Genomic DNA, 25,602 nt, shown 5'->3' with positions numbered 1-25,602 from the left:
GCAACTCCGCCGATTTATGGCCGGTAGAACCGGATGCGGCCCTGCGACACCATCGTCCCGGTTGTCGCCGTGGCACGGTCGATCGTCACGGTCAATTCCCGGTCCGCACCCGGCTGTGGGATGGATGCCAGCCGAACCGGGCTGCCGTCCACCCTGGCGCAGTCGTTCAGCGAGATCGTTTCCAGCAGTGGGAGATCGCCGAGCGGCGTGAGGTCGTCCGGCAGGCTGACCGCGGACAGCTCCAGCGATCGGAGCCGGGGCAGCAGCGCGGTCAGGGCGGGCAGTTCGTCGGTGAGATCGCAATCGGCCAGCGTCAGCCGTTCGAGTCGTAATGCTCGGCCGGCTGTGGTGAGCGCGGCGGGCGCGGCCGAGCCGCTGAGACCGAGGTGGCTCAGCTCGTGATCCACCAGGCCGGTCAGGTTGTATCCCAGGGGAACAGGCTCGAGGGCAAGGGAATCCAGTTGCGTCGGCAGTGTCGCGGCGGACACCTGTGGCAGCGACTGCCAGCCGACTAGCTGAAGGACGCGCAGGCCGGTGCACGCGCCCAGCGCGTCCAGGCCGCTGAGCACCGCCTGATGGTCACTCGTAGAGAGAACCAGTTCGCGTAGGTGGCCGGGTTCGCGCGAAACGGCAAGCGCCGCCACATCGTTGATTCCGGTCAGCCGGAACAGCGAGAGCATGGGGACCGCCGGTACTCCGTCGGCGGCCAGCGTGCCGATGCTGGAAGGGAATTCGACGATCAGGGATCGAAGGTTGCCGAGCCGAACGATGGGTGCCCACTGGCGCGGGCGCCACAGCCAGAGATCGAGACCGGGCTGTGCCGGAAAGTTGGCGAGTACTTCCTCGGCGTATTCGGTCGGATCGTAGTAGTCCCAGGTGCTGATCAACTCCTGCTTTATCTCCTTTCGGTGGTCCGTGGCATAACTGCCCAGCAGTCGCAACGAGGCCGGTCCACCGATGAGCGCCGCCGTTCGGACCGTTGTCAGCGCGCTCATCTCGGGTATGCCGTCGAGATTCTTCGGCAGGTATCGCAGCAGCGGCTCGCCGACGGCGACGAGTGAGGCCGCCTCGTCGAGGTCGTGCGGCGGGACGAGCCCGGCGATCGTCTCGTCGAGCCGATGAGCCAGGTCGCCCGAGAGCGACTCGATCGTCTCCCAGCACGACGCGGCCAGTAGGCGCAGGTGTCGCCCGTCGCGGTCGTCGTCGTCCGCGCGGTCGAGGATTCCGGCGATCAGCTCACCGCGCTGGCTGCTGTTGGCGTGGCCCGCCGCCATGATGACCGTGTCGTGCCACACGTCCAGATGAGCGCGTCCGACAAGGTTGCCGATGCGGTCTTGCGCCGCGGCCTCCGCTGCCGCGAGGTATTCCTGAAAGGTGCGGTGTACGAAGTCGATTCGGCCATCGGCGGGGGATCGCAGGATGCCTGAGCGATTGAGCAGATAGTCCAGCACATCGCGCGGATCGACCTCGAGGTGACGCATGGAGGCGATCTTCGCGGTCACATATCCCTCGGCCTTGTCGAGGTCGACTTCGTTGAGATTGTTGTCCGACAAACGCCAGGCCAGATCGCGGAGCACGGTGACCTTGTCGGTCAAGCTGAGCGACGCGTGGTGCGCGCTCGGGATATGCCGCTCCGCATCGCGCCGCTGCACGAGCAGATCGACCGCGATCTGATACAGCTCCATCCGATTGCGCGGGAGCTGGCGCTTGCGCCGCAGATGCAACGAACACAGCATCGCCGCGAGCAGCGGGTTGGCGGCCAGCGCCTGCAGATGCGGGCGGTCCCGGACGCTGGCGATGAGGGCGTGTTCGTAGTCGGGTAGTTCCGTCGGTTCGCACGGCAGCCGCTGTCCGCTCGCGCCGACGGCTTGATGCCATTGCCGGATGAAGGCATTCAGGTCCGACCGCGTCATGCGTTCGAGCTCGATCGGCGCGAAATCGGCGGTGTCGAGCCAATCATGTTGTGCGGCTGCTGGTCTGGAGGTGACGACGATTGTGGTCCGGGGGTAGGCGTTGAGTAGGAGATTGATCCACTCGCGGACCTTGTCCCGATCCGCGGGAAGGAGTTCGTCCACACCATCGATCAGCAACAGGACCTGTCCGTCCGCCAGCTGACGATCGATCCAGGCACTAGGCAGATGGCTTGTCAACGGGCCCGCCGCGTCGTCGAGCAGCTCGTGCAGCTTGGGTAGCCGGCGAGTGGCGTAGCTGCGCAGCCTGAGCAGCACGGGGACAAGCCCATTCCATGCCGCGAGGTCGCCGGTGAACGTCGCGCGCGCCGCGGTGACCGCCAACCAGCGCAGCAGCGTCGTCTTGCCCGATCCGGCTTCGCCGCGAAGCAGGATTCGAGACTTTCGGCTCAGGGCCGCTTCGACTCGCCCGCCGCCGAGCCCTTGTTCGTCGGCCTGGCGCCGGTCGCCGAACCACAGGTAGTTCTTGCCGACCACTCGCAAACTCACGTAGGCGACGGAAAGCCTTGTCCGCAACGGCTGTTCGACCGCGAAACTGAACAGCTCGACCTCGTCGAGGGTCCGGCTGATCAGCTCGAGGTACTCGCGGCGAAATTCGACGTCGTGGTCACTGCCGTCGGGTGCATACAGCGAACGCTTGGGCAGTTGCTCCAGGACCTGTTCGACATCGGTGCCCAATCTGTCGATGCGCCTGAGCAGCTCGGGCACCGCCCGCTCGACGAACACCGGCAGATGGCGGACTATCTGGACGTAGCAGTCGCAACATTCCGCGACGAGCTGGTCGTACAGCGCCGATCCCGCGGCACTCAACCAGGTCGGCTGTCGTACGGTTTCGCGGATCCGCCGGGCCAGCTGGGCGGGGTCGGCGTTCGACGCGAAGATCTCGGCATCGGACAGGTCGGCCTGTTCGAAGGTGTCCACCACCGCGTCGATGACGGCGGTGTGCTCACCGTCGTCCAGGCCTCGAAACTCGTGCGCGAGCATGGGTTCGAGCCGTCCGGCCACCGCGTCGGCGATCTGTTCGAACTGCCGTTTGACGCTGCGCTGTGGTCGGATACCGGGGACATAACGCCTGATCAGCTCGTCCATCTCGGAGCGCCTGTCTTGCTCCCCCTGCTGTTTCGCCAACAGAAGATGCACCGCACGACCGACCAACGCAGTACCGAGCCTGACCGCAACGAGTTCTGCGCTCACGTTCCCCCTATCCCAGGCCGGCACTATCCGATCGCACCCCGTGGCCCTCGATGATGCCACCACCCCCCGTACACCTCGCGCCGACTGTCGAGAATAGATCGCTGACCGCCCCGGTTCGACCGCCTAACCCCAAGATCCGCACCCTAACTCGGGATCCGCACCGACTCTAGGGCCCTATTTCGAGTGCGGATCTTCGCGAACCGGCGGGCACGGTGCGCCGAACATGCCGACAACTTCGTCAAGGTGCACCCACAAGTGGGTTTGCCCTGTTGCAGTCCGCTGGGTTGCCTCGTGTCGGTGATGGTTCGACGAAGGCAAGCGTCCGTGGATGGTGGGGCTCAGTGGGATCGCCGCCGGAGGTAGACGGTCGTGGTCCCAGCGCGGTTCCGTGCTAGCCGAGATCAGCAGCGGTTCAGCGAGCTAGCCACCAGGGGGCAGGCCGTTCGCGTTCCCAGTGCAGTTCTGACTCCAGTTGTGCGGCAACCGAAATCAGGAGGGGTTCGGTGGAGGCTGTGCCCATTAGTTGGGCGCCGACTGGTAGGCCTGCGTTGGTGAATCCGGCTGGGACGTTGATGCTCGGCCAGCCGAGTACGTTCCATGGCCAGGTGTATGGGCAGGCGGCGGTGATGAGGTTGTTGGTGGCGTTGATGCCGATGTTGTCGATGTCTTCGGCGCGTGGGGGAGGGGTTGCGGTGGTGGGGGCGAGGACCAGGTCGTAGTCGTGGAAGAAGTTGCCGATGCGCTTGTGTAGTAAGGGTTCTGCTCGGCGGGCGGCGAAGAGGGCGGGACCGTCGAGGAGTCGGCCGAAGCGAGTGTTGGCGATTGTGCGTGGATCCACTTGGGCGCCAGGGAGTTTCTGGTGGGCTGCGCGGATGCCTGCCATCGATCGCGGTAGGAATGATGCGCCGATCATGAGGCCGTAGTGCAGATCGGCGACGGTTACGGTGTGGCCCAGCTTGCGCAGGGTGTCTCCGATGCGTCGCACCGCTGCGGCGATTTCGGGGTCGAGCGCCGTTCTGGTCGCAGTGAAGGGAATGCGCAGGGAGAGGGCGATGCGCAGTCGGCCGGGATCGCGGCCGACGGCCTCGGTGGCGGAAATCGTTGGGGGAGTGTGTAGATCGCCCTGATGCGGTCCGGCGGCGACGTCTAGGAGTAGGGCGGCGTCGGCGACAGTGCGGGCAAGGGGCCCATTGACGGTGAGTCCGTAGAACGCTTCGGCATGCGGCCAGGTGGAGATCCGGCCGCGCTGCGGTTTGATGCCGACGAGATTCGTCCACGACGCCGGAATCCGGACCGAGCCCGCGCCGTCGGAACCCAGTGCGGCGGGCACCAATCCGGCCGCGACAGCCGCCGCCGAGCCGCCGGAGGAACCACCCGGCGTGTGGTCGGCGCCCCACGGGTTGCGGGTGTATCCGAAGGAGGCCGCGCTCGTGAACGGCAACTGCCCGAGCTCGCAGGTATTGGTCTTGCCGACGATCACCGCGCCCGCCGCCCGCAACCGCCGAACCGATTCGGCGTCTTCGGTTTTCGGCGGGAAGTCGCCGCCGCAGCCGAATGCTGTTGGCTCACCGGCGATGTCGGTGTCGTCCTTCACCGCGATTGGCACACCGAGCAGTGGCAGCCGTTCGCCCGCGGCGAGGCGACGGTCGGCGTCTGCCGCCTCGGCAAGCGCCTTCTCGCGACGCACGATTCGGAACGCGTTCAGTGTCGACTGAGACCCCTCGATGCGATCGAGAGCTGCACCGACGGCGGCGACGGAGCTGATCGTGCCCTGCGCGATGGCGGCGGCATGGTCGGCCAGCCCGAGGTCGCCGGTCTGTGTCTCGGAGGTTTGCCGAGTGGTGTCCGTCATGTGAGCTCCGTCTCGTCGTGCTTTCGGAAGACGGTAGCGCGCAACTGGTCAAGCGACTAGTTCGCCTCGTGGGTGCATATCTCCGCGCGACTGATTCCGCCGGTCAATCGTCGAAAGCTGTAGACATACATACGGTATGTATGTAACAGTGACGACACCGCAACGCACTGGAGGAACGATGGGAATCAGCACCGAACTCGGCCGTACACACGAGATCGACCTGCCCGGCGGCCGCATCCGATACCACGACACAGGCGAGGGCTCGCCGGTCCTTTTCGTGCACGGACTCCTCGTCAACGCGGACCTGTGGCGCAAGGTCGTGCCCGGCATCGCCGCCGCGGGCTACCGCTGCCTGACCCCGGACTGGCCGCTCGGCTCGCACCAGATCCCGGTGCCGGATGCGAACATGACCGTGCCCGGCGTCGTCGACCTCATCGCGTCGTTCCTCGAACGGCTGGACCTGACCGACGTCACCGTGGTCGCCAACGACACCGGCGGCGCACTCACCCAGGTCCTGATGACCCGTCATCCGGCCAGGATCGGCCGCGTGGTGCTCGCCGCGGTCGATAGCTACGAGGCATTCATGCCGCCGCCGTTCAACGTGTTCACCTGGCTGGCCAAGATCCCGGGCTCGATGCGCCCGGTGACCGAGGTGGCGCGCATCCGTGCGCTGCATTCGACGCCACTGGTGTTCGGCTCGATCGCCAAGCGCCCGCTGCCGCCGGAGATCGCCGACTCCTACCTGGTGGCCAGCCGCGAGTCCGGCGCCATCCGCAAGAATCTGCGGTTGTTCCTGAAGAACGCGAAGAGCCGCTACACGCTGGAAGCCGCGTCGCATTTCGGGTCGGTCGAGATCCCGGTGCTCGTGGTGTGGGCACGCGAGGACAAGATCTTCCCGATGTCCTACGCCGAACGCCTGAGCAGGGATCTGCCGCACGCGACGCTGAAGATCATCGACGACTCCTACACATTCATCCCGGAAGACCAGCCCGAGTTGCTCACCGAGTCGATCCTGGAGTTCACTCGGCTGCATGCCACGCCGTAGCCAGGAGGATCGCTCCCGCACCACCAGGGCCGCGCTCGAACAGGCCGGACGTCGGCTGTTCACCGAGCGCGGCTTCGCGGCGACCTCGGCCGAGGAACTTGTGACCGAGGCCGGAGTCACCCGGGGCGCCCTGCATCATCACTACGGCGACAAGCGCGGGCTGTTCCTCGCGGTGTTGGAACAGATCGAGGTGGAGACCACCGAAGAGATCGAAAATGCCATCGCCACCGTCGATCCCGACGATGTGATGGCCGGCATGGCGGTCGGTCTCGGTGTCTTTCTGGAGATCTGCCAGCGTCCCGCGATGCTGCGCATCGCCCTCACCGACGCGCCCGCCGTGATGGGCTGGCAGGCCTGGCGCGAATTCGAAACCCGCCACGCCCTCGGCATGACCATCGCTCAACTGGAACGCGCGCGCGCCGCGGGCCTGATCGCCGACGGCCCCATCCAGGTGCTTGCCCAACTGATAATCAGCGCGCTCAACGAGGCGGCCCTGATCGTCGCGCACGCCGAGGACCCGGACCGCGCCCGCGCCGAAGCTCAGCAGGCGGTATTGCAGCTGGTCTCCGGCATCGTGCGGACCTGAATCAGCTCGAGCGCAATAGTCGTGCCCGGCCGTGCGGGCACCCAGAATCGGCGAGATGAAGCTCGTAGCGATAGGTGTCGGCCTCGCGGTCGGCTTCGGTCTGGCCGGAACAGCACAGGCGCAGCCGCTCACGCCCGATTACGCACAGGCCCCGAACGGCATCGGTGTCACTGATCCGGCACTCACGCCTACGATCTCGCCGATCCAGGTGCCGACGACGGAGGTGCGGCGCGGTCCCGACGCGACCACCATCGTCGCGCACCCCTACCTCGCGCCGTGGGTGCACAACCTGGTCCCGATCGCGCCGAATACGGCCGTCGAGGTGCGGGGTGCGGCTCGCGTCACCGTGCCCGGCGCGGCCGACGGCCGTGCGCTGGTCATCAATCCGAACGGGCACTGCCTGTTCGACGGGCCCGGCGCCCAGCCCACCCAGCTCGGCGCGACCGCATTGACCCCCGTGCGGGTCGACACCCCGCTGTTCCAGCTCGTCATCGAACCGACGCTGTACCGCTGAGCTACTCGACGAATTGCAGCTCTACTTGGGGTAGTTCGACCATCACCCGGGCGCACACGGCTCGATGCCAGGTGGCCGGGTACCGGGTGTCCGGCTCGTGCCTGCAGTAGTCGTCGTTGGTGCGGTAGGTGTGCAGGCGCGGCGAGATCTCACCGGCGCCGATGGCGTCGACCATCGCCTCGACCACCTGCTCGGTCTCGTCGGCGATCTCGGCCAGCTCGCGGGCCGCGGTGTCCGGAATCTGGAACGCTCCCCGTTCCCAGCGTTCTACGGTGCGCTCGGCCACGGCGAAGAGCCGGGCGCACCAGGGCACCGGTAATCCGAGTAGTTCGCGGGTGGCCCGGAAGCCTGCGGCGGTTCCGGTACCAAGTAGGTCGTCCAAATCCGAAAGCCCCTCCCCAGCAGTACGGTAGAGAAAAGGATAGGTCAGCGCGCCGACCGGCATGGCGGATTCGTCGCCGGAAGTGGCAGTGCGGGTGCCGCGCCTGCCGGGGGCTGTCGGGTCTTCGTGGGAGGATGAGGCGTGCGTTTGTATCGGGATGTTGCGGTGGTGGTACGCCAGCACAAGCTGGGCGAGGCGGACCGCATCGTCACGTTGCTGACGCGCCAGCACGGTTTGGTGCGCGCGGTGGCCAAGGGGGTGCGCCGGACCAAGTCGCGGTTCGGGGCCAGGTTGGAGCCGTTCGCCTACATCGACGTGCAGTTGCATCCCGGTCGCACGCTGGACGTGGTGACCCAGGTGCACACGGTGGAGGCGTTCGCCTCCGACATCATCGACGACTACGGCCGCTACACCACCGCCTGCGCGGTGCTGGAAACCGCCGAACGGCTGGCCGGTGAGGAGCGGGCGCCCGCGCCGCGACTGCACGCGCTCACCGCGAGCGCGTTGCGCGCCATCGCCGCCAAGCAGCGGCCGCACGAACTGATTCTGGACGCATTCCTGTTGCGCGCCATGGGTTTTGCGGGTTGGGCGCCCGCGCTGGACGAATGCGCCAAGTGCGCGACGCCGGGCCCGCACCGGGCGTTCCATGTCGCGGCAGGCGGTGCGGTGTGCGTGCACTGCCGCCCGCCCGGGGCGGCGACCCCGGCACCCGGGGTGCTCGATCTGCTGGTCGCGCTGCTGCGCGGCGAGTGGGAGTACGTCGAGACGGTGCCGGAGGGGGTGCGCAGGCAGGCCAGCGGTCTGGTCGCCGCGCATCTGCAGTGGCATCTGGAACGACAGCTGCGCACGTTGCCGCTGATCGAGCGGTCGAGCCCGGTACGCGCCCCCGCCTGATCCGCGGCGACCATGGAGACCTTCACAAGGCCTCCACAATCATCAGGCAGGATAGGGGCCGTGATCCTCCGCCGAGACTCCTCCACCGCGACCAAGTCGGGCGCTACCCGCACCGTTCGTCCGCCCTCGCAGCACCCCTCGGGCGCTCGTCCGCCGGAAATCCCGGCCGTGCTGGTGCCCAACCACGTCGCGCTGGTGATGGACGGCAACGGCCGGTGGGCCCAGGAACGTGGACTGCCGCGCACCGCCGGTCACGAACGCGGCGAGGCCGTGCTGATGGACACCGTCGAGGGCTGCATCGAGATCGGCGTGAAGTGGCTCTCGGCCTACGCCTTCTCCACCGAGAACTGGCGGCGCAGCCCCGAGGAGGTGCGCTTCCTGATGGGCTTCAACCGCGACGTGATCCGGCGTCGTCGCGACGAGATGCACGAGATGGGCGTCCGGGTGCGCTGGGCCGGGCGGCGACCGCGCTTGTGGCGCAGCGTGATCAACGAGCTGGAGGTCGCCGAGGAGCTGACCAAGGACAACACGGTGATGACTCTCACCATGTGTGTCAACTACGGCGGTCGAGCCGAAATCGCCGATGCGGCAAGGGAAATCGCGCGCCGAGTGGCGGCGGGCGAGATCGACCCGGAGAAGGTCACCGAGGCGATGGTGGCGAAATACCTGGACGAGCCGGACATGCCGGACGTCGATCTGTTCCTGCGGCCCTCCGGCGAGTTCCGCAGCTCGAACTTCCTCATCTGGCAGTCCGCCTACGCCGAATTCGTCTACCAGGACACCCTGTTTCCCGATTTCGACCGGCGCAACCTCTGGCAGGCCTGCCTCGAGTACGCTTCGCGTGACCGCCGGTTCGGCGGCACCAAATGAACGGCGGCACGGACATGGAATCAACGGTGAGTCCGGAACACGAACTGCAGGCGCGAGCCGGTGCCTGCCTGTCGATCTACGACATCGACGTGCGGGTCGACCCCGAGGGCTCGATCGGCTTCGAATACGAGGGCTCGCTGTGCTCGTTGCGCGCGGTGCGGCTCGCGCCCGGGCTCGACGTGCTGACGCTGACCTGCGTGCTGGCCTGGGATCGTCCGGTCAAGGCGCAGCTGCACAAGCGGGTCGCCGAACGGAACAACGAGCTGCAGTTCGGCTCGCTCACCGTGATCGTGCGCGAGAAGCTCGCCGACATCATCCTGCGCTACACCTTCCCGGCCGCCGGGCTCGACGATCAGGCGCTGGCCACCATGCTGGTGCTGGTGCTGTCCGGGGCCGGCCGCGCCCGTCAAGGCCTGCTGCTGCCCTGAGATGGCACGGCCATGACAACTGTCATGGCAGACACGTGACATGCGTGCGAGGTATTCGGGGCGCTGATGCGCGAACGTTTACTGCATGACATCAGCACTGACGACCGCGGCCGACTTCGCCGCGGCTGGCGGTTCGGGGAAGCGGGGCCCAGGGGCCCACGGGACGACACCGGCGATCGAACTGCACGATCTGCGTAAGAGCTTCGCGGTGCCCGGGGGCGGCGCCGTGCAGGCTGTCGACGGACTGGACCTGGTCATCGAACCGGGCGAGATCGTCGCGTTCCTCGGGCCCAACGGCGCGGGCAAGACCACCACCCTCGACATGGTGCTCGGCTTGGCCAAGCCGGACGCAGGCACCGTCGAGGTGTTCGGCGGCACGCCGGCCGAAGCGCTTGCGGTAGGACGGATTTCGGCCGTGCTGCAATCCGGTGGCCTGCTGCCCGACCTCACCGTCGGCGAGACCGTGCGGCTCGTCGGCACGCTGTACGCCGACGTGCGTCCGGTCGACGAGGTGCTGGCCCGGGCAGGCATCGCCGATATCGCCGGTCGGATGGTCGGTAAATGCTCCGGCGGACAACGTCAGCGGCTGCGGTTCGCGCTCGCGCTGCTGCCCAATCCCGACCTGATCGTGCTCGACGAGCCGACCACCGGCATGGATGTCGAAGGGCGACGGGACTTCTGGAACGCGATGCGCCAGGACTCCGAGCGCGGCCGCACAGTCCTGTTCGCCACCCACTACCTGGACGAGGCCGACGCCTACGCCGATCGGATCGTGCTGGTCCGGGCCGGGCGGGTGGTCGCGGACGGTAGTGCCGCCGAGATCAAGAACCTGGCTTCGGGTCGTTCGGTCAGCGCCACCCTGGCCGGTGCCGTGCCGACCGGGCTGATCGCGATGCCCGGCGTCGATGACGTCGAGGTGCGTGGCGACCGAATCGTCGTGCACACCAAGGACTCCGACGCGGTAGCGCGCTACCTGCTCACCGAGACCACCGCGACCGACCTCGAAATCACCTCGCACAACCTCGAATCCGCGTTCTTGGCGCTCACCACCGGAGACCTGACATGACAACCCTTGCCGCACAGGCCGTTACCCAGCATCGGCCGACCCCGCTCGGCGGTTTCAGCGCCGGATTCCTGCGTTTGGAACTGCGCCGGATGCTGCGCAATCGCCGGACGATGATCTTCACGCTGGTGATTCCGCCGCTGTTCTTCGTCATCTTCGGGCTGCAATCCGACTACCGGACACAGTCTTCCGGCACCGGCAATGTCACCGGCTACATCATGGTATCGATGGCCGTCTACGGCGCGATGCTGGCCAATACCAGCGGCGGCGCCATGGTGGCGATCGAACGCGCGCAGGGCTGGAGTCGTCAATTGCGGCTCACCCCACTGCATCCGGTCGCTTACATCGCCACCAAGGTCACCGTCGCGATGGTGCTCGGGCTGATCTCGGTCAGCGCGGTCTTCGTGGTCGGCGCCGTGCTCGGTGCCCAGCTGACGCCCGTCGCCTGGGTGAGCTGCTTCCTGCTCGCCTGGATCACCTCGGTGGTCTTCGCCGCCTTCGGCTTGTTCGTCGGCTACCTGCTGCCGTCGGAGAACGTCATGCAGCTGCTCGGGCCGGTGCTCGCGGTGTTGTCGTTCGCGGGTGGGCTGTTCATCCCGCTGCACGGTTGGTTCGGGACGGTGTCGAAGGTGTTCCCGACCAACGGGGTGGCGACGCTGGCGCGGATACCGTTCGGCGACACCAGCGCGGCGTCGATCGCGCTTGCGGTGCTCAATGTTGTGGTGTGGGCCGCGGTATTCGTCGGGGGCTCGACCATGCTGTTCCGTCGTGACACGTCTCGCTGAGCTATTCGGTGCGCCGCGGCGCGGCCGTCCCCGAGAGGTGGACGGTCGCGTCGCGGCGTTCCTCGGTATCCGGAGTTTGCCCCGGGATCGGGTGGTGCTGCTCGACGCGAAGTCTCGACTCGATCCCGGTGCTCGCCGGGATGCCGAGCATGGTTCGGTACCGTCTCTCCTCGTGATCGACCGCGCGCGACAGCTCCCTCGCGACCCGTCGCGTGCCAGAGGTGTGGCATGGGCGTGACGTCGCGGTTCAAGCCGCTGCGCGATGGCGGAGCGATGGGATTCATCGACCGGGTGGTCAGCGACGACGGCGCGGTGAACAGCCGACGGCGTGGATGGTTCGGCGCGCTGATGTCCTCGGCGTGGATGTCCTACATGATCGCGCCGGTGGTGCAGGATTGGTCGGACGGTGAGCGGCTGCGGGTGATACTCGCAGCGGCAACGTTGCTCGGGTACGCGACGTTGATCCTGAGTACGTTTATCATCTTCCGTCGCCGCACCCCGGCCGAGTCGGTGGAGGATCGGCCGGCCGATCCGCGGCTGTGGCCGTTCCTCGCCGGCATGGCCGCGTGCACGACGGCACTGATCCCGTTGCTCGGTTCCATTGCCTTGCCGACCGCGATCGTCGTGGCGGTGGCCGCGATCTTCCATCTGCCGGCCCGGGAGTCCGGCTATGTGACGCTGTCCGTCGCGCTCGTGCTCTTGTTCGTCCCTCTAGCGATTCCGAGCATGTCCGACATGCCGTTCTACCTCGCCTTCGTCCCGATGATCATCTGGGTGGCCAGGCAGTTGGGCCTGCGTGGCGAGCGGCTCGCGGAGCTGGCTCGGCGGCAGCGGGCGGAGCTCGACATCGTCGAGGAACGCAACCGGGTGGCGCGCGACGTGCACGATATCCTCGGCCACTCGCTCACCGTGATCACGGTGAAAACCGAACTCGCGCAACGGCTCATCGATGTCGACCTGACGCGGGCGCGGACCGAGCTGGCCGATATCGAGCGGCTCGCGCGGGAGGCGCTGGCGGGAGTGCGCGATACCGTCGGTGGGTTGCGTGAGGTTTCGCTGCGGGGTGAGCTCGCCAATGCCCGAACGGCTTTGGCCGCTGCGGATATCGCCGCCGAGCTGCCGGAGGTCGAGGACACACCGCACAGCGAGTTGTTCGGCTGGGTGTTGCGCGAGGCGATCACCAACGTGATCCGGCACAGCGCCGCCCGGCACTGCACGGTCACGGTGACGCCGTCGAGTATCGAGGTCGTCGATGACGGGCGCGGGGTCGGCGCGGCCGCGGCGTCCGGCTCCGGGCTCGCCGGTCTTCGCGCCCGCGTCAAAGCCGCAGGCGGGACCTTGACGTTGTCCGCTCCGGCGGAAGGGGGAGTGCGTGTTCGCGCCTCGGTCCCCGAGTAGGACATTGTCGACCAGAAGTGCTCTTCGAAACAGGAAGTGGGCCAAATGATCCGGCTGTTGCTCGCCGACGACCAGGCGTTGGTGCGCGGCGCGCTCGCGGCGTTGCTCGGACTGGAATCCGACCTCGAGGTGGTCGGTGAGGTGGGTCGCGGTGACGAGGTGGTCGACGCCGTCGCCCGCACGAACCCCGACGTGGTGCTGCTCGATGTGGAAATGCCCGGCCTGGACGGCATCTCGGTCGCCGGACAGCTGCACGCCGCGCATCCCGCCGTCCGTGTTCTGATGGTGACCACATTCGGCCGACCCGGTTACCTTCGCCGCGCCATCGACGCGGGCGCCAGTGGTTTTGTCGTAAAAGACACCCCTGCAAGGGAATTGGCCGATGCCGTCCGCCGGGTCCAGATGGGGCTGCGCGTGGTCGATCCCGCGCTGGCCGCCGAAACCCTGACCGCGGGCACCTCTCCGCTGACCGAGCGCGAACGCGAGGTCCTGTCCGCCGCCGCCGACGGCGCAACCGCAGGTGCCATCGCCAAACAACTGCACCTCTCCGAAGGCACCGTCCGTAACCATCTTTCCGCCGCGATCGGCAAGACAGGCACCTCCACCCGTGCCGAAGCCGTTCGCGCCGCCGAACGCCTCGGCTGGCTCTGACCTGCTGCCGAGCCGTGAACTGCGGGCGCACACAGGACTTACACAACAGATCCGCAGGGATGTCCCACCCTTCGCTCGTACGGTCGGAGTTTCAGGTCGGGACAATCCATACATAAGGCGCAGTAATGGCAGAAGCAGAGAGCACCGGGGAACCTTCCTCGGTGCCGAATACGAACCCAACAGCGGCGGCCCCCAAACCGCCATCGCGGCTGGCGACCCGCTGGCGCGGATCACGCCCATTACGGATCGCGAGTGCGGTGCTGGTGGCCGTGGTGATCGGCGGCGTCGGATTCGGCGCCGGGCTAGCCGTCGGCGGTGGCGATGGCCATCATCACGGCGGGCACCAGATGGCCGCCGCCCATCGTTTCGGGCGGGATGACGGCCCGAGGATGCATCGGTTCGAGCGCGGCGATCGGCCCGGGCCACGGGACCTGCCCGGCGCGCCGGGCAACAACACTCCCGGAGCACCGGCCCAGCCGTCCGTCACGCTGAGTCCAGCACCGGCGCCGCGCTGATCGCCGGCACGGTCGGCCGCTGATCGGATCGCGGCTGGCCGTGCCTCTTGCGGTGATGAGATGGTCGGGCGGCACATTCGCCGCCCGGCCGCGGGCTAGCCGACCGCCTGCCCGGCGTGGTGGGCCGGACACGCTTGCTCTGGCGTTCTGCCGCAAGCGTTTTCGCGGTGTCAGCCGTACCCGAGATATGCAGCTGAGCGATTACGGCAGCACGGCGCAGGCGGGGCCGAGGTTGATGCCGGTCCCGACGGTCACCGTCGTCATGATGTATGACTCGCCTTGGACGTACTCGGCGGCCCAGATGTCGTGCTTGCCCTTCTTGACGGGGGTCCAGGTGGTGCTCGCCTTGCCGGATGCGTCCGCGACCTGGGTGACCGGCTTGAACGTATCGATGGTCCGGCCGCCCTCGACGTCGTCGAGGTACGTCACGGTCGCGCCGGGTCGCGCGGTCGCGGTGACCGTGTAGGAGCAGCCGGTGCCGTAGCCACCGCCCGAGCTACCGAAACTCAGTCCGGGTGCGACGTCGACGCGGGTGACCGCGGCCCCAGCGGTCGGTGCGGTTAGCGCGATCGCGGCGGTCAGTGCGCCGAGTGTGGTCAGCGTGGCAGCAGTCTTCTTTGAAACGGTCACAGCAGATTTCCCTTCCGACAAAACCGATTTCCCCACGGGGGGCCGCCCCGACACTTGCACAGGCGGTGTCCGCGATCAATGGCCCGGTGCGGATCGATGGGCCGGTAGTTCCTTGGGGTCCGCCAGCGAGTTGCCGCTGACCCCGGGCAACTGGTGGTGCACTGTCGTCGAATCAGGGAGGTCCCTGATGTGCTGCCACAGGTTTCGGTGGTTTGCTCGCTGTACCGGCCGTACGAATCAGTCGAAGGAGCGAGTGCCGTGAACGCTGCGATAGTCAGCACCTGGGTGTGGTTGGCGCTCGAGGTCGCCCTGCGGGTGCGGGATCGCTTGCGTAGCAAGGGTTCCACCGAGCACGACCGTGGCACTCGGCTGACCATCGTGCTGCTCGTCGCGGTCGCCGTCAACGGTGCCGTCGCGGTCGCCGCCTTCCTGCCCGCGACCAGCGTGTTCCAACTGCCCGGCCGATCGCACCTGCCGTGGGAGATCGCCGGGCTTGCGATCATGTGGCTGGGGTTGGTCGTGCGAGTCTGGGCGATCGCGGTGCTCGGCAGTTCGTTCCGGACGACCGTCGAAGTCGACAGTGACCAGACGGTGGTCGACCGGGGCCCGTACCGATGGGTGCGCCATCCGTCCTACACCGGTGTCCTGCTGATCACGACCGGCTTGGGCCTGGCCGCGGGGAACTGGCTCTCGCTGCTCATCGCCGTCGCGCTTCCGGTCTATGCCTTGAGTAGGCGGATCGACGTCGAAGAACGGGCATTGGTCGAGACCCTCGGCCGCCCGTACCAGACATACCGAGCCGGTACCAAACGGCTCGTCCCCGGCGTGTGGTGAGCAGTCGTCGTCGGTTCGCTGATAGTCATCTAAGAATCCGGCAAACGGGACACTTTTCGGGTGGTCCGGTGCGTTGAGACCGGTGAGAAGGCCAACCCGGCCACCACGAAGGAGTTCGGAATGAGCCTTATCGGGACCGTCATCGGTTACGCACTGACGATATTCATCGTGCTGCTGCTCGCGCGGATGGTGTTCGACTGGATGTTGGCGCTCGGCAACAGCCCCAGCTGGGCCAACCGCCCCCGCGAACTGGCGCATGCCGCGACCGAGCCGGTCATCGCGCCGGTCCGCCGCGTCCTGCCACCGATCCGCGCCGGCGGTCTCTCGATCGACCTAGCCTTCACCGTGGTATTCATCGTCGCCCTGGTCCTACGCGGAATCGCCTTCAGCCTCTAACGGCCACGTCGGACGCCCGCGACCCGACGCGAGCCGGGCCGACAACTGCCGCACCTTCTCTCGGGATCTGCACTCGCTATAGGGTCCGATTTTCGGTGCTGATCCCGAGGGTGGGTGCGGATTATGCCGCGCGCGGCGGGTCAGGTGGCGGGGCCGTAGGGGAGTAGCGTGCGGAGGCCGCGGGCCAGGGTTTGCGGGTCGATGTCGCCGATTATCAAGTGTTGCAACATGAATCCGGGGATGACGCCCATGATGGCGGTGGCTACGGCGTGAATGTCGGCGTCGGCGGGCAGCCAGCCCGCGTCGCGCATGCGCTCGGTGTATTCGTACCAGCAGTTGCGGATGGCGAGGATGGCTTCTTTGACGTACTCGGCGGCGTCGGGATGCACCAGCGCCAGCGCCCACGCCTGCGGGACCAGTCGCACCGGGTCGTCGGGTCCGCTGCGCGCGGTGACGTGCTCGGCCAGCGCGGCGACCAGAACGTCCGGTGTCGGCAGCGGTTCGCTGCGGATCAGCTCGGTCATCAACGCGCGCAGGGTGACCGTCGTCTGGCTGGCCAGTGCCCCGATGAGGTCGTCTTTGCTGTTGAAGTAGCGGTAGACGGCCCCGGCGGACAGTCCTGATTCGGCGAAGACATCCTGCATGGACGTCTCGTGGAAACCCTTGCGGGCGAAGCACCGGCGGGCGGCGTCGAGGATCTGCTGCCTGCGGCGTTCCAGGTGCTCTTCGCTGACTCTGGGCATGTCTCCAAAGTAAAACGAACATCCGTTCTTGACAAGCTCATAGGTGCGGGCGACGATATTCGCATCGAAAGAGAACGATCATTCGATTTACGGGAGAACGTCATGAATACCACGCAGCGTGCGCTCGCCGTCGCCGTCGGCGCCGCTCTGCTCCAGGCCCTGATGCTGATCGCCTTCGCCTGGCCAGCCGCCAACATCGCCCCCCGCGATCTACCCATCGCGGTCACCGGCCCGCAGGCCGACCTGGTCGTCAGTCAGCTGGCCGCGCACAGTCCCGACGCCTTCGACATCTCCCGCCCCGCCGACGAGGCCGCAGCCCGCGCCGCCATCGAGGACCGAGAGGTGTACGGCGCCATCGTCACCGGCGACGGCCCGCCGCGCGTCTTGATCGCCTCCGCCGCGAGTGTGGCTGTCGCACAACAACTCACGCAGCTCGGCCAGCAGCTGTCCGGTGCTCCGGCGGCACGGGTCGACGACGTGGTCGCCACCGACTCCGACGATCCACACGGCAACGCGTTCGGCGCCATGGTGCTTCCGCTGGCGTTGTCGGGCATTGCGGCGGGCGTTCTGCTCAGCCTGCTGATCCCGACAGTTCGTGGAAAAGCATTGGGGCTGGTCACCTTTGGTGCCGTCGGCGGTCTCTTGAGCATGGAGATCATCCAGGGCTGGATGTCGATCGTACCGGGTGCCTACCTCGAACTGGCCGCCGTCGCCGGCCTCGTCTCGTTCGCCGTCTCCGGCGCGGTAGTCGGCCTCTCCGCCGCAATCGGCAGAGCAGGCATCGCTATAGCCGCCCTGACTATGCTGCTCATCGGCAACCCGTTCTCCGCCGCAACCTCGGCCCCCGAACTACTCCCACAACCGTGGGGCGCCATCGGTCAACTCCTCCCACCGGGCGCCGCCGCCTCGCTACTCCGTTCGGTCGCCTTCTTCGACGGCGCCGGCGCCGGGAAACCACTTGTGGTGCTATTGATTTGGGTCGCCGCCGCACTGGTGCTACTCGGCACCGGCGCCCTGCGTAGCCGCCGACCCGACGAAATACCCACTCCGGCACCGATTCCCGTCACCACAGGCTGAGCCACGCGAAGAGATTCGCTGAACGGGGCATGGTGACGCCGAACGTCGAGTAGACGCGCCACCATGTCCCGTCCGATGCCTGCCGAATATTCGACTACACCTGGCAATTACCTGAGGCGTCTGGGTTGCAGTGCCACTTTGCCTTGTACTTGTCCGGTTGGGACTTCTTTGCTTCCGCTATCTTTTCGGGAGTTATGCGGAGCAAATCCGTCAGTCTTTCCTTGTAGTCCTTGATGTAATCATCGGCATCTTCTTTATCGTACTGATCCATATCCTCGTATTTTTTTCCCATCTTTTCTTCCACTCTAGCTTTGGCGCCATCGGCAATTGCTTGCTCGATATCTTGCGGAGCCTCCCGCAACATGAGGTCGACGTTGTTCTGGAACTTCCGCTCGAAGAACTCGGTCATGCCGTCCTCGGTTGCACAGCAAGCCTTGATGACTCCCTTATTGCCTTCGTCGGTGACAACCCGATATATAGCCTTTGCGAAGTCTTGCTGGTTCTGGCAGATCTTCTGCCGAGACCGAGGGTTGAGTATCGTACTTCCGTCCTGGTAGACGCCGAAATATACCTTCATGTCAAGACGGTCGTCGTCGATCATTCGAACTGCGGTCGAATAGAATCGCAACCCACCTGTGTCATATGGCGAATCGTCCTGGATATTCATGTATTCGGTGTACCAGGCACGGCTGCGCTCGGCTACGCCGTCGCCTTCGCAGACGAATCCGAGGAGGAACTTCGCAATCGTCAACTCGTCCTCGTCGGAATGGGCGGTAGCGTGGCTTGCGGTAGCGCCGAGCAGCACGGCTGCGATCATCGTGAGCACGGCCAATAGGCTGCTTCTTATCGCGAGCATGTTCGGGTGTTCCCCTTCGGTGTCAGCGTACGTCCGATCGGCCCGCTCGATCGATGCGCGGGTCTTAAGGTTCGTCGGTACGGGCAACAGGTGTCGATCAGTCTTCGTTACCGAACAGGTCGTGGATGGAAAAAGATCCCGGACAGACAGAAACGGCCCCGGAGATGTGCTCCGGGGCCGTGCTCAGCGGCTGAGCCGCATTCGGGTATCAGCTGACGGTGAACGCCAGGGTGGGTGCGGTGGCCGCGCCGTCGGTCTTCTGGCTGTTGTAGGTCAGGACGTAGTTGCCGGTGGCGGGGGTCGGGACGACGAAGACGACGTAGTCCTTCGCGTTGTCGATGGTCTGGTTCGCGTCGAGCAGTTCGTTGATGGGGCTGCGATCGTCGGCGACCAGGCTCTGTCCGTCGGGCGTCTTCAGCGAGAAGTACTCGGTGAAGATGTTGGCGCCGCCAGCCGAAACCCCGGACCCACCAATGATTTTGATGTGCAGGGCGAGCTCGTCCTTGCCGTGCTCGTGTTTGGTGTAGCTCGGGCTGAGCTTGCCTGCGGTCACCTCGATGGTGGTCTGGTCCTGGATCAGCGTGCCGGTGACGGGCAGCGTCTTCGGCTGCACGCTGTCCACCTTGCCCGCGGCGCTGAGCGGAATCTTGGTCTGGTTGTCCGCGGCCTCGCCGTACACCACGGTCATCGTGTCGATCAGGTGGTCGGCATCCTTGGCGGACTTGACCGACGTGGTCACCTTGCCCGCGGCCGAACCGCCGCCGGGCACCGTCGGGTTGTCCCAGCTCGCGCCGCCGTCGACCTGGCCGCCGACCAGCAGCGAGGTGTTGTTGCTGATCGTCTTGTTCTCGAGGGTGGTGTTCTTGTAGGTGATGTCGATCAGCACCTTCGCGCCGCCGAATTCGTCGGGCACCACGGTGGCCTTGTTGACGGTGATGTCGAAGCCTTCGTACCAGCCGGTCTTGCCGACGGTCCGCACCGTGGACTGACTCACGTTGTTGCTGCCGGGTGCGCCGTTGGCGGCCACGCTGGTGGCCGGTGTCGCCGAGACCGGTGTGGCCGCGCCGTCCTTGTCGTTGCAGGCGGTCAGGACCATCGCTGCCGCGCTGAACAGCGCGACAGCGCCTGCGGCGGTACGGATTCGGCGGCTACGCGCCGGAACTACAGATGAAATCAGGGTCGTGCGCACGCTGAGCCTCCCGGAAATGTGCAAACCCCAGAGCGCGACACCCGGGTCGGCCGGGCGTTCGTGGGTTCGCGTTGAAATCTGCACGGGGAGGTGCGGTGTTAACCAGAGCTCGGTCCGCTGAGTGAACCGAAGCGTGGACTACAACGTGGTGCGGCCGTCGCCGTCGCCGGCCGACGCACAGGACGCGCAGGTGCCGAACACCTCCATGGTGTGGCTGACCTCGGTGAACCCGTGCTCGCGCGCGATCGCGCCCGCCCAGGCCTCCACGGTCGGGCCCTCCACCTCGACCGTGCGGCCGCAGTTGCGGCACACCAGATGGTGATGGTGGCCGGTGGAGCACTGCCGGTAGACGGACTCGCCGGAGTCGGTGCGCAGCACGTCGACCATGCCCGCGTCGGCCAGCGACTGCAGCGTGCGATAGACCGTCGTCAGGCCGATACCCTCGCCGCGCTTGCGCAACTCGTCGTGCAACTCCTGTGCGGAGCGGAACTCCTCGATGTCGCCGAGCAGTGCGGCGATGGCGCTGCGCTGTCTGGTGCTACGGATGCCGACTGCCTTCTGCGGAACGACACTGTTCTCAGGCACGAATTACCCTTCCTCGGCGTGCGCGACGGCGTCGACCACGATATGCGCGAGATGGTCGTCGACGAGTTCGTAGAGCACCTCGCGGCCGGACCGCTCGCCGTGGACGACGCCTGCGGACTTGAGGATGCGCAGATGCTGACTCACCAGCGGTTGGGTGACCCCGAGCGCATCGACCAGCTCGTGCACGCAGCGCGGCGACTCGCGCAGCTGCAGCACAATGGCGATGCGGACCGGTGCAGCCAGTGCGCGCAGCAGCTCGCCGGCGTCCTCCAGGACGGTTCGCGCCGGTACCGGCGCGGGCGCGGGCGCGCGGTACGGGTTATGCGGATGGGCGGTGGCGGTCTCGGCGGTCATGGCACCAACTCCTTATTGGAAAGCGATCCCATTTTGATATGCACAGTTGCGCATGTCAAACGGGCGCGCCGGGGCGTGCGCGTTTTCCCCGAAGCGCCGACGGTTGCCCGTGCGGTGGAAACTGGGTTGGGCAGGGCCGATAGTCTGTCTTCGTATCGTTGCGTACTCGCAAAACAATGGCCTGAACGCATAATCCGACTCGTAGTGGATGGAGAATTCTCGAGTGGCACCCAAGTCGAAGGTGGACACCGTTGCCAACCTCGCCAAGCGCCGGGGTCTGGTGTACCCGAGCGGTGAGATCTACGGAGGCACCAAGTCGGCCTGGGACTACGGTCCGCTGGGCGTCGAGCTCAAGGAGAACATCAAGCGGCAGTGGTGGCGGTCCATGGTCACCAGCCGCGAGGACATCGTCGGCCTCGACTCGTCGGTGATCCTGCCGCGCCAGGTGTGGGTGGCCTCGGGTCACGTCGGGGTGTTCAACGACCCGCTGGTGGAGTGCCTGAACTGCCACCACCGCTTCCGGCAGGACCACCTGCAGGAGGCGTACGCGCTCAAGCACAAGATCGACGACCCAGACACGGTCTCGATGGAGCTGATCGCCTGCACCAGCTGCGGCACCGTCGGCAAGTGGACCGAGCCGCGCGACTTCAACATGATGCTCAAGACCTACCTCGGCCCGATCGAGTCCGAGGAGGGCATGCACTACCTGCGGCCCGAAACCGCGCAGGGCATCTTCGTCAACTTCGCCAACGTGATGACCACCGCGCGTAAGAAGCCACCGTTCGGCATCGCCCAGATCGGCAAGAGCTTCCGCAACGAGATCACCCCCGGCAACTTCATCTTCCGCACCCGCGAGTTCGAGCAGATGGAGATGGAGTTCTTCGTCAAGCCCGGCGAGGACGCGCAGTGGCACAAGTACTGGATCGAGACCCGCTTCGCCTGGTACACCGACCTCGGCATCAACCCGGACAACCTGCGGCTCTACGAGCACCCGAAGGAAAAGCTGTCGCACTACTCGGCGGGCACCACCGACATCGAGTACCGCTTCGGCTTCCAGGGCAACGAGTGGGGTGAGCTCGAGGGCGTGGCCAACCGCACCGACTTCGACCTCAAGACGCACTCCGAGCACTCGGGCACCGAGCTCAGCTTCTTCGACCAGACCACCAACGAGCGCTACGTGCCCTACGTCATCGAGCCCGCGGCCGGCCTGACCCGCTCGCTGATGGCGTTCCTGGTCGATGCCTACGCCGAGGACGAGGCGCCGAATGCCAAGGGCGGCGTGGACACTCGCACCGTGCTGCGGCTGGACCGCAGGCTCGCGCCGGTCAAGGCGGCCGTGCTGCCGTTGTCGCGCAACGCGGATCTGACGCCGAAGGCGAAAGACCTTGCGGCGCAACTGCGCCGGAACTGGAACGTGGAGTTCGACGACGCGGGCGCGATCGGCCGCCGCTACCGTCGTCAGGACGAGATCGGCACCCCGTTCTGCATCACGGTCGACTTCGACACCCTCGACGATCAGGCGGTGACCATCCGCGAGCGCGACACGATGACGCAGGAGCGGATCGCGCTGGACAAGGTCGAGGGCTATCTGGCTCAGCACCTGTTGGGGTCGTAAGACTTTCGCGAAACGAGACGACCCGCGCCTGGTGATCGGCGCGGGTCGTTCGTCGTTTCAGTGCCTCGGCGGCAGCGGCGGAGTCGGTGGCGTCGGAGGCAATTGCGGACCGTGCTCGCCGGAGCCGTTGCCCTGCACGGTGATTCCGATCGCCGTCGGAATGAGCAACGCCATGCCCCACGGCACCGCCACCCAGAACGGCCAGAAGTAGTGCGCGCCGGTGGCCACCCAGATCAACAGGCACAGCATGTTCACGAAGACCCAGGGGGTCCACATGATGACGACCCACTGCGGCACCCGCTTCGACACCGGCGCGCGCGAAGCACGTTGGGCCGGAAGGTCGGCCAGCACCGGCGTCAGTTCCCCGTAGGTCTTGGCCCTGTACACCTGCTGCAGCCGGTCGTCGTACTCGTGCAGCGTCAGCCTGCCCTCGTTCATCGCGTGCCGCAGTTGATCGACGACCTTCTCGCGGTCCGCATCAGACGCCCGCACATTCTCCGCACCCACGATTGCCAGCGTAGGGCGGTGGCGGGCGATCCGCGCTTCAATGCCGCCCAGACTTTCAATGGCAGTGCGGTACGTCCGCGTCGTAGCTGTCGTGGTGCACGGCCTCGCCGACGTGCTTTTGCCTGCCGAGCGGGGTGAGGTCCAGGTAGTTGTGGGTGCCGATGTGGATATCGCCGCCGCGGGCGTAGGACGAGTAGGTATGGAAGACGGCACCGTCGTCGTCGCGCCAGAAGACGCTGGTGCCGGGCTGTTCACCGTCGAGCTGCCAGGTCTGGCCGCTGGCCTCGATCTCGGCCTTGGTGCGGAAGTTGTATTCGATCGGGGTGACGGACTCGTCCTGGGTGGCGTGGTAGTCGTAGTTGAAATCGCTGCCATGCGAGGAGTACATGGGGAAGGTCCAACCCATGCGCTCCTGATAGCCCTGCAGCACGTCCCACGGTCCGCGGGACACCACCGCGAACGAGGTGTTCTGGTGGTGCAGGTGCGCGAAGTGGCCGACGTTGTCCAGTAGGAACGCGCAACTGGGGCAGCCCGCGTTCAGATCCCAGCGCCACATCATGTGATAGACGATGAGCTGGCGGCGGTGCTCGAACAGCTCGCTCAGCGTGAGTTTGCCTGTCGCGCCTTCGAATACGTACTCCTTATCGATCGCGACCATCGGCAGGGCGCGGCGCGCGGCCGCGAGCTCGTCCTGTCGGCGGGTGAGCGCCTTCTCCTCGGCCAGCAGGCTCTTGCGGGCCGCAAGCCATTCGTCGCGGGTTGTTACGGCCGGACGGTTCATGAGGTTCTCCCTTGATTCGGGCACAGTGATCCGTGTGTGTAGACCGGATGTTCGGGGCGAATACATCGGTCGGTAGGGCATGGATGTGTTCAGCCGGGTTGACGTGAGCTGCGTTTTCGGACTTGTGGCGCGGGAATTAACCGGGCCGGGTGGGCCGTTGACGCTCGATGTGCCTTAGTCACCGAAGCGAGGAGCTCAGCATGGCAAGAGCGGTGAAGTTCGATCGATATGGCGGGATCGACGAGTTGCAGGTGGTCGAGGTTGCGACGCCGACCGCCGGGCCTGGGCAGGTGGTCGTCGCGGTGGTCGCGGCGGGCATCAATCCGGGTGAGGCGTACATCCGCAGCGGGGCGTTGCACGATCGGTGGCCCGCGACGTTTCCGTCGGGGGAGGGGACCGATTTCGCGGGGCGGATCGTGGAGATCGGTGCGGGTGTCGGTGGTATCGAGGTCGGGGACGAAGTGCTCGGGTTCACCGAGGATCGGGCTAGTCATGCGACGCACGTTGTGGTGCCCTTTGCGCAGGTGACGCCCAAGCCTGCCGAGCTGGACTGGGATGTCGCCGGCGCGTTATATGTTGCGGGCACAACGGCTTTCGCGGCGATACGGGCGGTGGAAGCCAACGAAGGCGATACGGTCGTCGTGTCCGGTGCAGCCGGTGGTGTCGGCTCGATCGCGGTGCAATTGTTGCGTGCGCGCGGGGCCGAGGTGATCGGTATCGCGAGTGCGGGCAATCACGACTGGTTGCGGAAGGTCGGGGTGACGCCTGTTGCGTACGGGGACGGGCTGATCGACCGGCTCCGGGCCGCCGCACCGGATGGCGTGGAGGCGTTCGTCGATACGTTCGGTGCCGATTATGTGGATATCGCTGTTGAACTGGGTGTTCCGGTCGATCGCATCGACACCATCATCAACTTTGCCGCCGTGGAGAAGTACGGCGTGAAGGGTGACGGCAACGCTGCCGCGGGCACCATCGATGTGCTCACCGAGCTTGCCGATCTGGCTGCGGCGGGCACCCTCGAGGTGCCGATTGCCGGTGTGTATCCGCTCGACAAGGTGCAAGAGGCCTACCGCGAGCTGGAGCAGCGCCACACTCGCGGCAAGATCGTGCTGCATCCCTGATTTCTGATGCGCCTCATGATTTCCCGCACCTGAAATCGCATGCCAGTTTCGGGCTCTATTGCGATTCCAGGCGCGGGAAATCAAGAAGCGTGCGTCTTCAACGGGGGACGTCCCAGAAGGCGAGTTCGTGGCGCATGCCTTCGCGGAAGAGCTGTTCCGCGCGGTCCGGGTCGGCGCCCGCCTCGTCGATCATCTGGGCGCAGCGGCGGGTGAGGGCGGCGAAGTCGGGGTCGGCGTAGGTGTCGACCCAGCGGCGGTAACGCGGTTCGGCGGGCGGGTTCTCGGCGAGCCGCGCACCGAGCGTGGAGTAGCCCCACATGCACGGATACATCGCGACCAGACCCTCGGCGTAATCGGCCGCCGAGTCGAGCAGGAATTTCGTATATCCCTTGCAGGCAACACCTTTGGTGACGCCGCCGAGGTCGGCGCCGAATTCCGCGGCCAGGGAGCGGTGCAGCGCGAGCTCGTCGTGATACGTGGCGTGCGCCAGATCCACCAGGTCGCCGAGGTGGTCCGCCGGTGCCTGCCAGGCCAGACGGCTGAACACCCGGACGTAATCGAGCAGGAACAGATAGTCCTGCTCCAGCCAGGAACGGAAGATCGGCTCGGGCAGGTCACCCTTGGCGATGCCCGCCACGGTCGGATGCTCGAGCTGATGCTCGACCAAGGGACGGCCGAGTTCTTCCAGATGCGCGGCGAGACTCATGTCGACCAGTGTTCCTCATTCGTTCATTTGCGCCTCGAGCCGGTGTTGCCGCACGCTTGCG

The 25,602-nt window shown here is 66.4% G+C and carries 29 protein-coding genes; 16 read left to right on the top strand and 13 right to left on the bottom strand.

Annotated features, from left to right (window positions below; genetic code table 11):
- Positions 1-14: 14 nt before the first annotated feature.
- Both ABZ942_RS16970 and ABZ942_RS16965 read right to left on the bottom strand, forming a co-directional pair.
- Positions 15-3,059, bottom strand: coding sequence for an NACHT domain-containing protein (locus ABZ942_RS16970; RefSeq protein ID WP_357382834.1), 3,045 nt, complete (start codon positions 3,057-3,059; stop codon positions 15-17).
- A gap of 517 nt (positions 3,060-3,576) precedes the next feature.
- On the bottom strand, positions 3,577-5,016 hold the full coding sequence (locus ABZ942_RS16965) for an amidase (protein ID WP_357382832.1): 1,440 nt from the start codon (positions 5,014-5,016) through the stop codon (positions 3,577-3,579).
- A 178-nt stretch (positions 5,017-5,194) separates the two neighbouring features.
- On the opposite strand from ABZ942_RS16965, the gene ABZ942_RS16960 reads away from it, so the two are divergent.
- Genes ABZ942_RS16960 through ABZ942_RS16950 form a run of 3 tightly spaced genes read left to right on the top strand, consistent with a single transcriptional unit; the run spans position 5,195 to position 7,161 of the window.
- Positions 5,195-6,061 carry an alpha/beta hydrolase gene (locus tag ABZ942_RS16960; protein ID WP_357382830.1) on the top strand — a complete coding sequence of 289 codons (867 nt, stop codon included), beginning with the start codon at positions 5,195-5,197 and terminating at the stop codon, positions 6,059-6,061.
- Positions 6,048-6,647 carry a TetR/AcrR family transcriptional regulator gene (locus ABZ942_RS16955; protein ID WP_357382828.1) on the top strand — a complete coding sequence of 200 codons (600 nt, stop codon included), beginning with the start codon at positions 6,048-6,050 and terminating at the stop codon, positions 6,645-6,647. Before ABZ942_RS16960 ends, ABZ942_RS16955 begins: the two co-directional genes overlap by 14 nt.
- Positions 6,648-6,702: 55 nt before the next feature.
- Entirely contained in the window at positions 6,703-7,161 is a 459-nt protein-coding gene (locus ABZ942_RS16950) for a hypothetical protein (RefSeq protein ID WP_357382826.1), read from the top strand.
- 1 nt (position 7,162) lies between these two features.
- On the opposite strand, the gene ABZ942_RS16945 is transcribed toward ABZ942_RS16950, so the two are convergent.
- Positions 7,163-7,543: a DUF1870 family protein gene (locus tag ABZ942_RS16945; protein WP_159080204.1), complete on the bottom strand. Its 381-nt coding sequence runs from the start codon at positions 7,541-7,543 to the stop codon at positions 7,163-7,165.
- Positions 7,544-7,684: 141 nt separating this feature from the next.
- On the opposite strand from ABZ942_RS16945, the gene recO reads away from it, so the two are divergent.
- The 5 genes from recO to ABZ942_RS16920 all read left to right on the top strand — a co-directional run bounded on the left by recO (position 7,685) and on the right by ABZ942_RS16920 (position 11,583).
- A complete protein-coding gene (gene recO, locus ABZ942_RS16940; protein WP_357382824.1) occupies positions 7,685-8,437 on the top strand; it encodes a DNA repair protein RecO in 753 nt (250 codons plus the stop codon).
- A 51-nt stretch (positions 8,438-8,488) separates the two neighbouring features.
- Entirely contained in the window at positions 8,489-9,307 is an 819-nt protein-coding gene (locus ABZ942_RS16935; protein ID WP_357383199.1) for an isoprenyl transferase, read from the top strand.
- Positions 9,304-9,735 (top strand): YbjN domain-containing protein, encoded by a 432-nt coding sequence (locus ABZ942_RS16930; protein WP_357382822.1) that lies wholly within the window; start codon positions 9,304-9,306, stop codon positions 9,733-9,735. The genes ABZ942_RS16935 and ABZ942_RS16930 overlap by 4 nt, the downstream gene beginning before the upstream one ends.
- A gap of 85 nt (positions 9,736-9,820) precedes the next feature.
- Positions 9,821-10,801, top strand: coding sequence for an ABC transporter ATP-binding protein (locus ABZ942_RS16925; protein ID WP_357382820.1), 981 nt, complete (start codon positions 9,821-9,823; stop codon positions 10,799-10,801).
- Positions 10,798-11,583 carry an ABC transporter permease gene (locus ABZ942_RS16920; protein ID WP_357382818.1) on the top strand — a complete coding sequence of 262 codons (786 nt, stop codon included), beginning with the start codon at positions 10,798-10,800 and terminating at the stop codon, positions 11,581-11,583. The genes ABZ942_RS16925 and ABZ942_RS16920 overlap by 4 nt, the downstream gene beginning before the upstream one ends.
- A gap of 1 nt (position 11,584) precedes the next feature.
- Here the strand turns inward: ABZ942_RS16920 and ABZ942_RS16915 are convergent, their stop codons facing one another.
- A complete protein-coding gene (locus ABZ942_RS16915; RefSeq protein WP_357382816.1) occupies positions 11,585-11,734 on the bottom strand; it encodes a hypothetical protein in 150 nt (49 codons plus the stop codon).
- 77 nt (positions 11,735-11,811) lie between these two features.
- On the opposite strand from ABZ942_RS16915, the gene ABZ942_RS16910 reads away from it, so the two are divergent.
- The 3 genes from ABZ942_RS16910 to ABZ942_RS16900 all read left to right on the top strand — a co-directional run bounded on the left by ABZ942_RS16910 (position 11,812) and on the right by ABZ942_RS16900 (position 14,147).
- Complete coding sequence (locus ABZ942_RS16910) at positions 11,812-12,981, top strand: histidine kinase (RefSeq protein ID WP_357382814.1); 1,170 nt, start codon at positions 11,812-11,814, stop codon at positions 12,979-12,981.
- Between the two features lie 45 nt (positions 12,982-13,026).
- Complete coding sequence (locus ABZ942_RS16905; protein WP_357382812.1) at positions 13,027-13,632, top strand: response regulator transcription factor; 606 nt, start codon at positions 13,027-13,029, stop codon at positions 13,630-13,632.
- Between the two features lie 125 nt (positions 13,633-13,757).
- Positions 13,758-14,147, top strand: a complete 390-nt coding sequence (locus ABZ942_RS16900) for a hypothetical protein (protein ID WP_357382811.1) — start codon at positions 13,758-13,760, stop codon at positions 14,145-14,147.
- A gap of 201 nt (positions 14,148-14,348) precedes the next feature.
- Here the strand turns inward: ABZ942_RS16900 and ABZ942_RS16895 are convergent, their stop codons facing one another.
- Positions 14,349-14,777, bottom strand: a complete 429-nt coding sequence (locus tag ABZ942_RS16895) for a hypothetical protein (protein ID WP_357382809.1) — start codon at positions 14,775-14,777, stop codon at positions 14,349-14,351.
- A gap of 258 nt (positions 14,778-15,035) precedes the next feature.
- Here ABZ942_RS16895 and ABZ942_RS16890 point away from each other — a divergent pair, with 258 nt between their 5' ends.
- Together ABZ942_RS16890 and ABZ942_RS16885 are read left to right on the top strand one after the other, a co-directional pair.
- On the top strand, positions 15,036-15,611 hold the full coding sequence (locus tag ABZ942_RS16890; protein WP_357382807.1) for an isoprenylcysteine carboxylmethyltransferase family protein: 576 nt from the start codon (positions 15,036-15,038) through the stop codon (positions 15,609-15,611).
- A 120-nt stretch (positions 15,612-15,731) separates the two neighbouring features.
- A complete protein-coding gene (locus tag ABZ942_RS16885; protein WP_357382806.1) occupies positions 15,732-16,007 on the top strand; it encodes a YggT family protein in 276 nt (91 codons plus the stop codon).
- A gap of 140 nt (positions 16,008-16,147) precedes the next feature.
- Here the strand turns inward: ABZ942_RS16885 and ABZ942_RS16880 are convergent, their stop codons facing one another.
- Positions 16,148-16,750, bottom strand: coding sequence for a TetR/AcrR family transcriptional regulator (locus ABZ942_RS16880; protein ID WP_357382804.1), 603 nt, complete (start codon positions 16,748-16,750; stop codon positions 16,148-16,150).
- Positions 16,751-16,852: 102 nt separating this feature from the next.
- Between ABZ942_RS16880 and ABZ942_RS16875 the strand changes: the two genes are divergently transcribed.
- Positions 16,853-17,827 carry a hypothetical protein gene (locus ABZ942_RS16875; protein WP_357382802.1) on the top strand — a complete coding sequence of 325 codons (975 nt, stop codon included), beginning with the start codon at positions 16,853-16,855 and terminating at the stop codon, positions 17,825-17,827.
- 94 nt (positions 17,828-17,921) lie between these two features.
- Here the strand turns inward: ABZ942_RS16875 and ABZ942_RS16870 are convergent, their stop codons facing one another.
- From ABZ942_RS16870 to ABZ942_RS16855, 4 genes are all read right to left on the bottom strand, one after another.
- The gene (locus ABZ942_RS16870; RefSeq protein WP_357382800.1) at positions 17,922-18,653 is read right to left on the bottom strand and encodes a hypothetical protein; all 732 of its coding nucleotides are present in this window, start codon (positions 18,651-18,653) and stop codon (positions 17,922-17,924) included.
- Positions 18,654-18,891: 238 nt separating this feature from the next.
- Complete coding sequence (locus tag ABZ942_RS16865; RefSeq protein WP_357382798.1) at positions 18,892-19,872, bottom strand: hypothetical protein; 981 nt, start codon at positions 19,870-19,872, stop codon at positions 18,892-18,894.
- Between the two features lie 138 nt (positions 19,873-20,010).
- Positions 20,011-20,457, bottom strand: a complete 447-nt coding sequence (locus ABZ942_RS16860; RefSeq protein WP_357382796.1) for a Fur family transcriptional regulator — start codon at positions 20,455-20,457, stop codon at positions 20,011-20,013.
- A 3-nt stretch (positions 20,458-20,460) separates the two neighbouring features.
- Entirely contained in the window at positions 20,461-20,811 is a 351-nt protein-coding gene (locus ABZ942_RS16855; RefSeq protein ID WP_150402966.1) for a metalloregulator ArsR/SmtB family transcription factor, read from the bottom strand.
- Positions 20,812-21,034: 223 nt separating this feature from the next.
- Between ABZ942_RS16855 and ABZ942_RS16850 the strand changes: the two genes are divergently transcribed.
- On the top strand, positions 21,035-22,426 hold the full coding sequence (locus tag ABZ942_RS16850; protein ID WP_357382795.1) for a glycine--tRNA ligase: 1,392 nt from the start codon (positions 21,035-21,037) through the stop codon (positions 22,424-22,426).
- 57 nt (positions 22,427-22,483) lie between these two features.
- Here ABZ942_RS16850 and ABZ942_RS16845 read toward each other — a convergent pair whose 3' ends face one another.
- Positions 22,484-22,933 (bottom strand): DUF1707 domain-containing protein, encoded by a 450-nt coding sequence (locus ABZ942_RS16845; RefSeq protein ID WP_357382794.1) that lies wholly within the window; start codon positions 22,931-22,933, stop codon positions 22,484-22,486.
- 55 nt (positions 22,934-22,988) lie between these two features.
- Positions 22,989-23,714, bottom strand: a complete 726-nt coding sequence (locus tag ABZ942_RS16840) for a DUF899 domain-containing protein (protein WP_357382792.1) — start codon at positions 23,712-23,714, stop codon at positions 22,989-22,991.
- A 200-nt stretch (positions 23,715-23,914) separates the two neighbouring features.
- On the opposite strand from ABZ942_RS16840, the gene ABZ942_RS16835 reads away from it, so the two are divergent.
- Complete coding sequence (locus ABZ942_RS16835) at positions 23,915-24,835, top strand: NADP-dependent oxidoreductase (protein ID WP_357382790.1); 921 nt, start codon at positions 23,915-23,917, stop codon at positions 24,833-24,835.
- 97 nt (positions 24,836-24,932) lie between these two features.
- On the opposite strand, the gene ABZ942_RS16830 is transcribed toward ABZ942_RS16835, so the two are convergent.
- The gene (locus tag ABZ942_RS16830) at positions 24,933-25,541 is read right to left on the bottom strand and encodes a transcriptional regulator (protein WP_357382787.1); all 609 of its coding nucleotides are present in this window, start codon (positions 25,539-25,541) and stop codon (positions 24,933-24,935) included.
- Between the last annotated feature and the right edge of the window lie 61 nt (positions 25,542-25,602).

Source organism: Nocardia sp. NPDC046473 (assembly GCF_040645995.1).
GTDB lineage: Bacteria > Actinomycetota > Actinomycetes > Mycobacteriales > Mycobacteriaceae > Nocardia.
Note: the sequence above shows the minus strand (reverse complement) of the source record. Positions and strands in the feature narration are given on the sequence as shown.

What these genes read in the sequence shown, in the direction of transcription:
- ABZ942_RS16900 (WP_357382811.1), top strand. Translation starts at nt 13,758, where the DNA reads ATGGCAGAAGCAGAGAGCACCGGGGAACCTTCCTCGGTGCCGAATACG.
- ABZ942_RS16835 (WP_357382790.1), top strand. Translation starts at nt 23,915, where the DNA reads ATGGCAAGAGCGGTGAAGTTCGATCGATATGGCGGGATCGACGAGTTG.
- ABZ942_RS16855 (WP_150402966.1), bottom strand. Translation starts at nt 20,811, where the DNA reads ATGACCGCCGAGACCGCCACCGCCCATCCGCATAACCCGTACCGCGCG.
- ABZ942_RS16915 (WP_357382816.1), bottom strand. Translation starts at nt 11,734, where the DNA reads ATGCTCGGCATCCCGGCGAGCACCGGGATCGAGTCGAGACTTCGCGTC.
- ABZ942_RS16925 (WP_357382820.1), top strand. Translation starts at nt 9,821, where the DNA reads ATGACATCAGCACTGACGACCGCGGCCGACTTCGCCGCGGCTGGCGGT.
- ABZ942_RS16920 (WP_357382818.1), top strand. Translation starts at nt 10,798, where the DNA reads ATGACAACCCTTGCCGCACAGGCCGTTACCCAGCATCGGCCGACCCCG.
- ABZ942_RS16970 (WP_357382834.1), bottom strand. Translation starts at nt 3,059, where the DNA reads ATGGACGAGCTGATCAGGCGTTATGTCCCCGGTATCCGACCACAGCGC.
- ABZ942_RS16880 (WP_357382804.1), bottom strand. Translation starts at nt 16,750, where the DNA reads ATGCCCAGAGTCAGCGAAGAGCACCTGGAACGCCGCAGGCAGCAGATC.
- ABZ942_RS16930 (WP_357382822.1), top strand. Translation starts at nt 9,304, where the DNA reads ATGAACGGCGGCACGGACATGGAATCAACGGTGAGTCCGGAACACGAA.
- ABZ942_RS16910 (WP_357382814.1), top strand. Translation starts at nt 11,812, where the DNA reads ATGGGCGTGACGTCGCGGTTCAAGCCGCTGCGCGATGGCGGAGCGATG.
- ABZ942_RS16875 (WP_357382802.1), top strand. Translation starts at nt 16,853, where the DNA reads ATGAATACCACGCAGCGTGCGCTCGCCGTCGCCGTCGGCGCCGCTCTG.
- ABZ942_RS16960 (WP_357382830.1), top strand. Translation starts at nt 5,195, where the DNA reads ATGGGAATCAGCACCGAACTCGGCCGTACACACGAGATCGACCTGCCC.
- ABZ942_RS16955 (WP_357382828.1), top strand. Translation starts at nt 6,048, where the DNA reads ATGCCACGCCGTAGCCAGGAGGATCGCTCCCGCACCACCAGGGCCGCG.
- ABZ942_RS16840 (WP_357382792.1), bottom strand. Translation starts at nt 23,714, where the DNA reads ATGAACCGTCCGGCCGTAACAACCCGCGACGAATGGCTTGCGGCCCGC.
- ABZ942_RS16885 (WP_357382806.1), top strand. Translation starts at nt 15,732, where the DNA reads ATGAGCCTTATCGGGACCGTCATCGGTTACGCACTGACGATATTCATC.
- ABZ942_RS16950 (WP_357382826.1), top strand. Translation starts at nt 6,703, where the DNA reads ATGAAGCTCGTAGCGATAGGTGTCGGCCTCGCGGTCGGCTTCGGTCTG.
- ABZ942_RS16965 (WP_357382832.1), bottom strand. Translation starts at nt 5,016, where the DNA reads ATGACGGACACCACTCGGCAAACCTCCGAGACACAGACCGGCGACCTC.
- ABZ942_RS16905 (WP_357382812.1), top strand. Translation starts at nt 13,027, where the DNA reads ATGATCCGGCTGTTGCTCGCCGACGACCAGGCGTTGGTGCGCGGCGCG.
- ABZ942_RS16830 (WP_357382787.1), bottom strand. Translation starts at nt 25,541, where the DNA reads ATGAGTCTCGCCGCGCATCTGGAAGAACTCGGCCGTCCCTTGGTCGAG.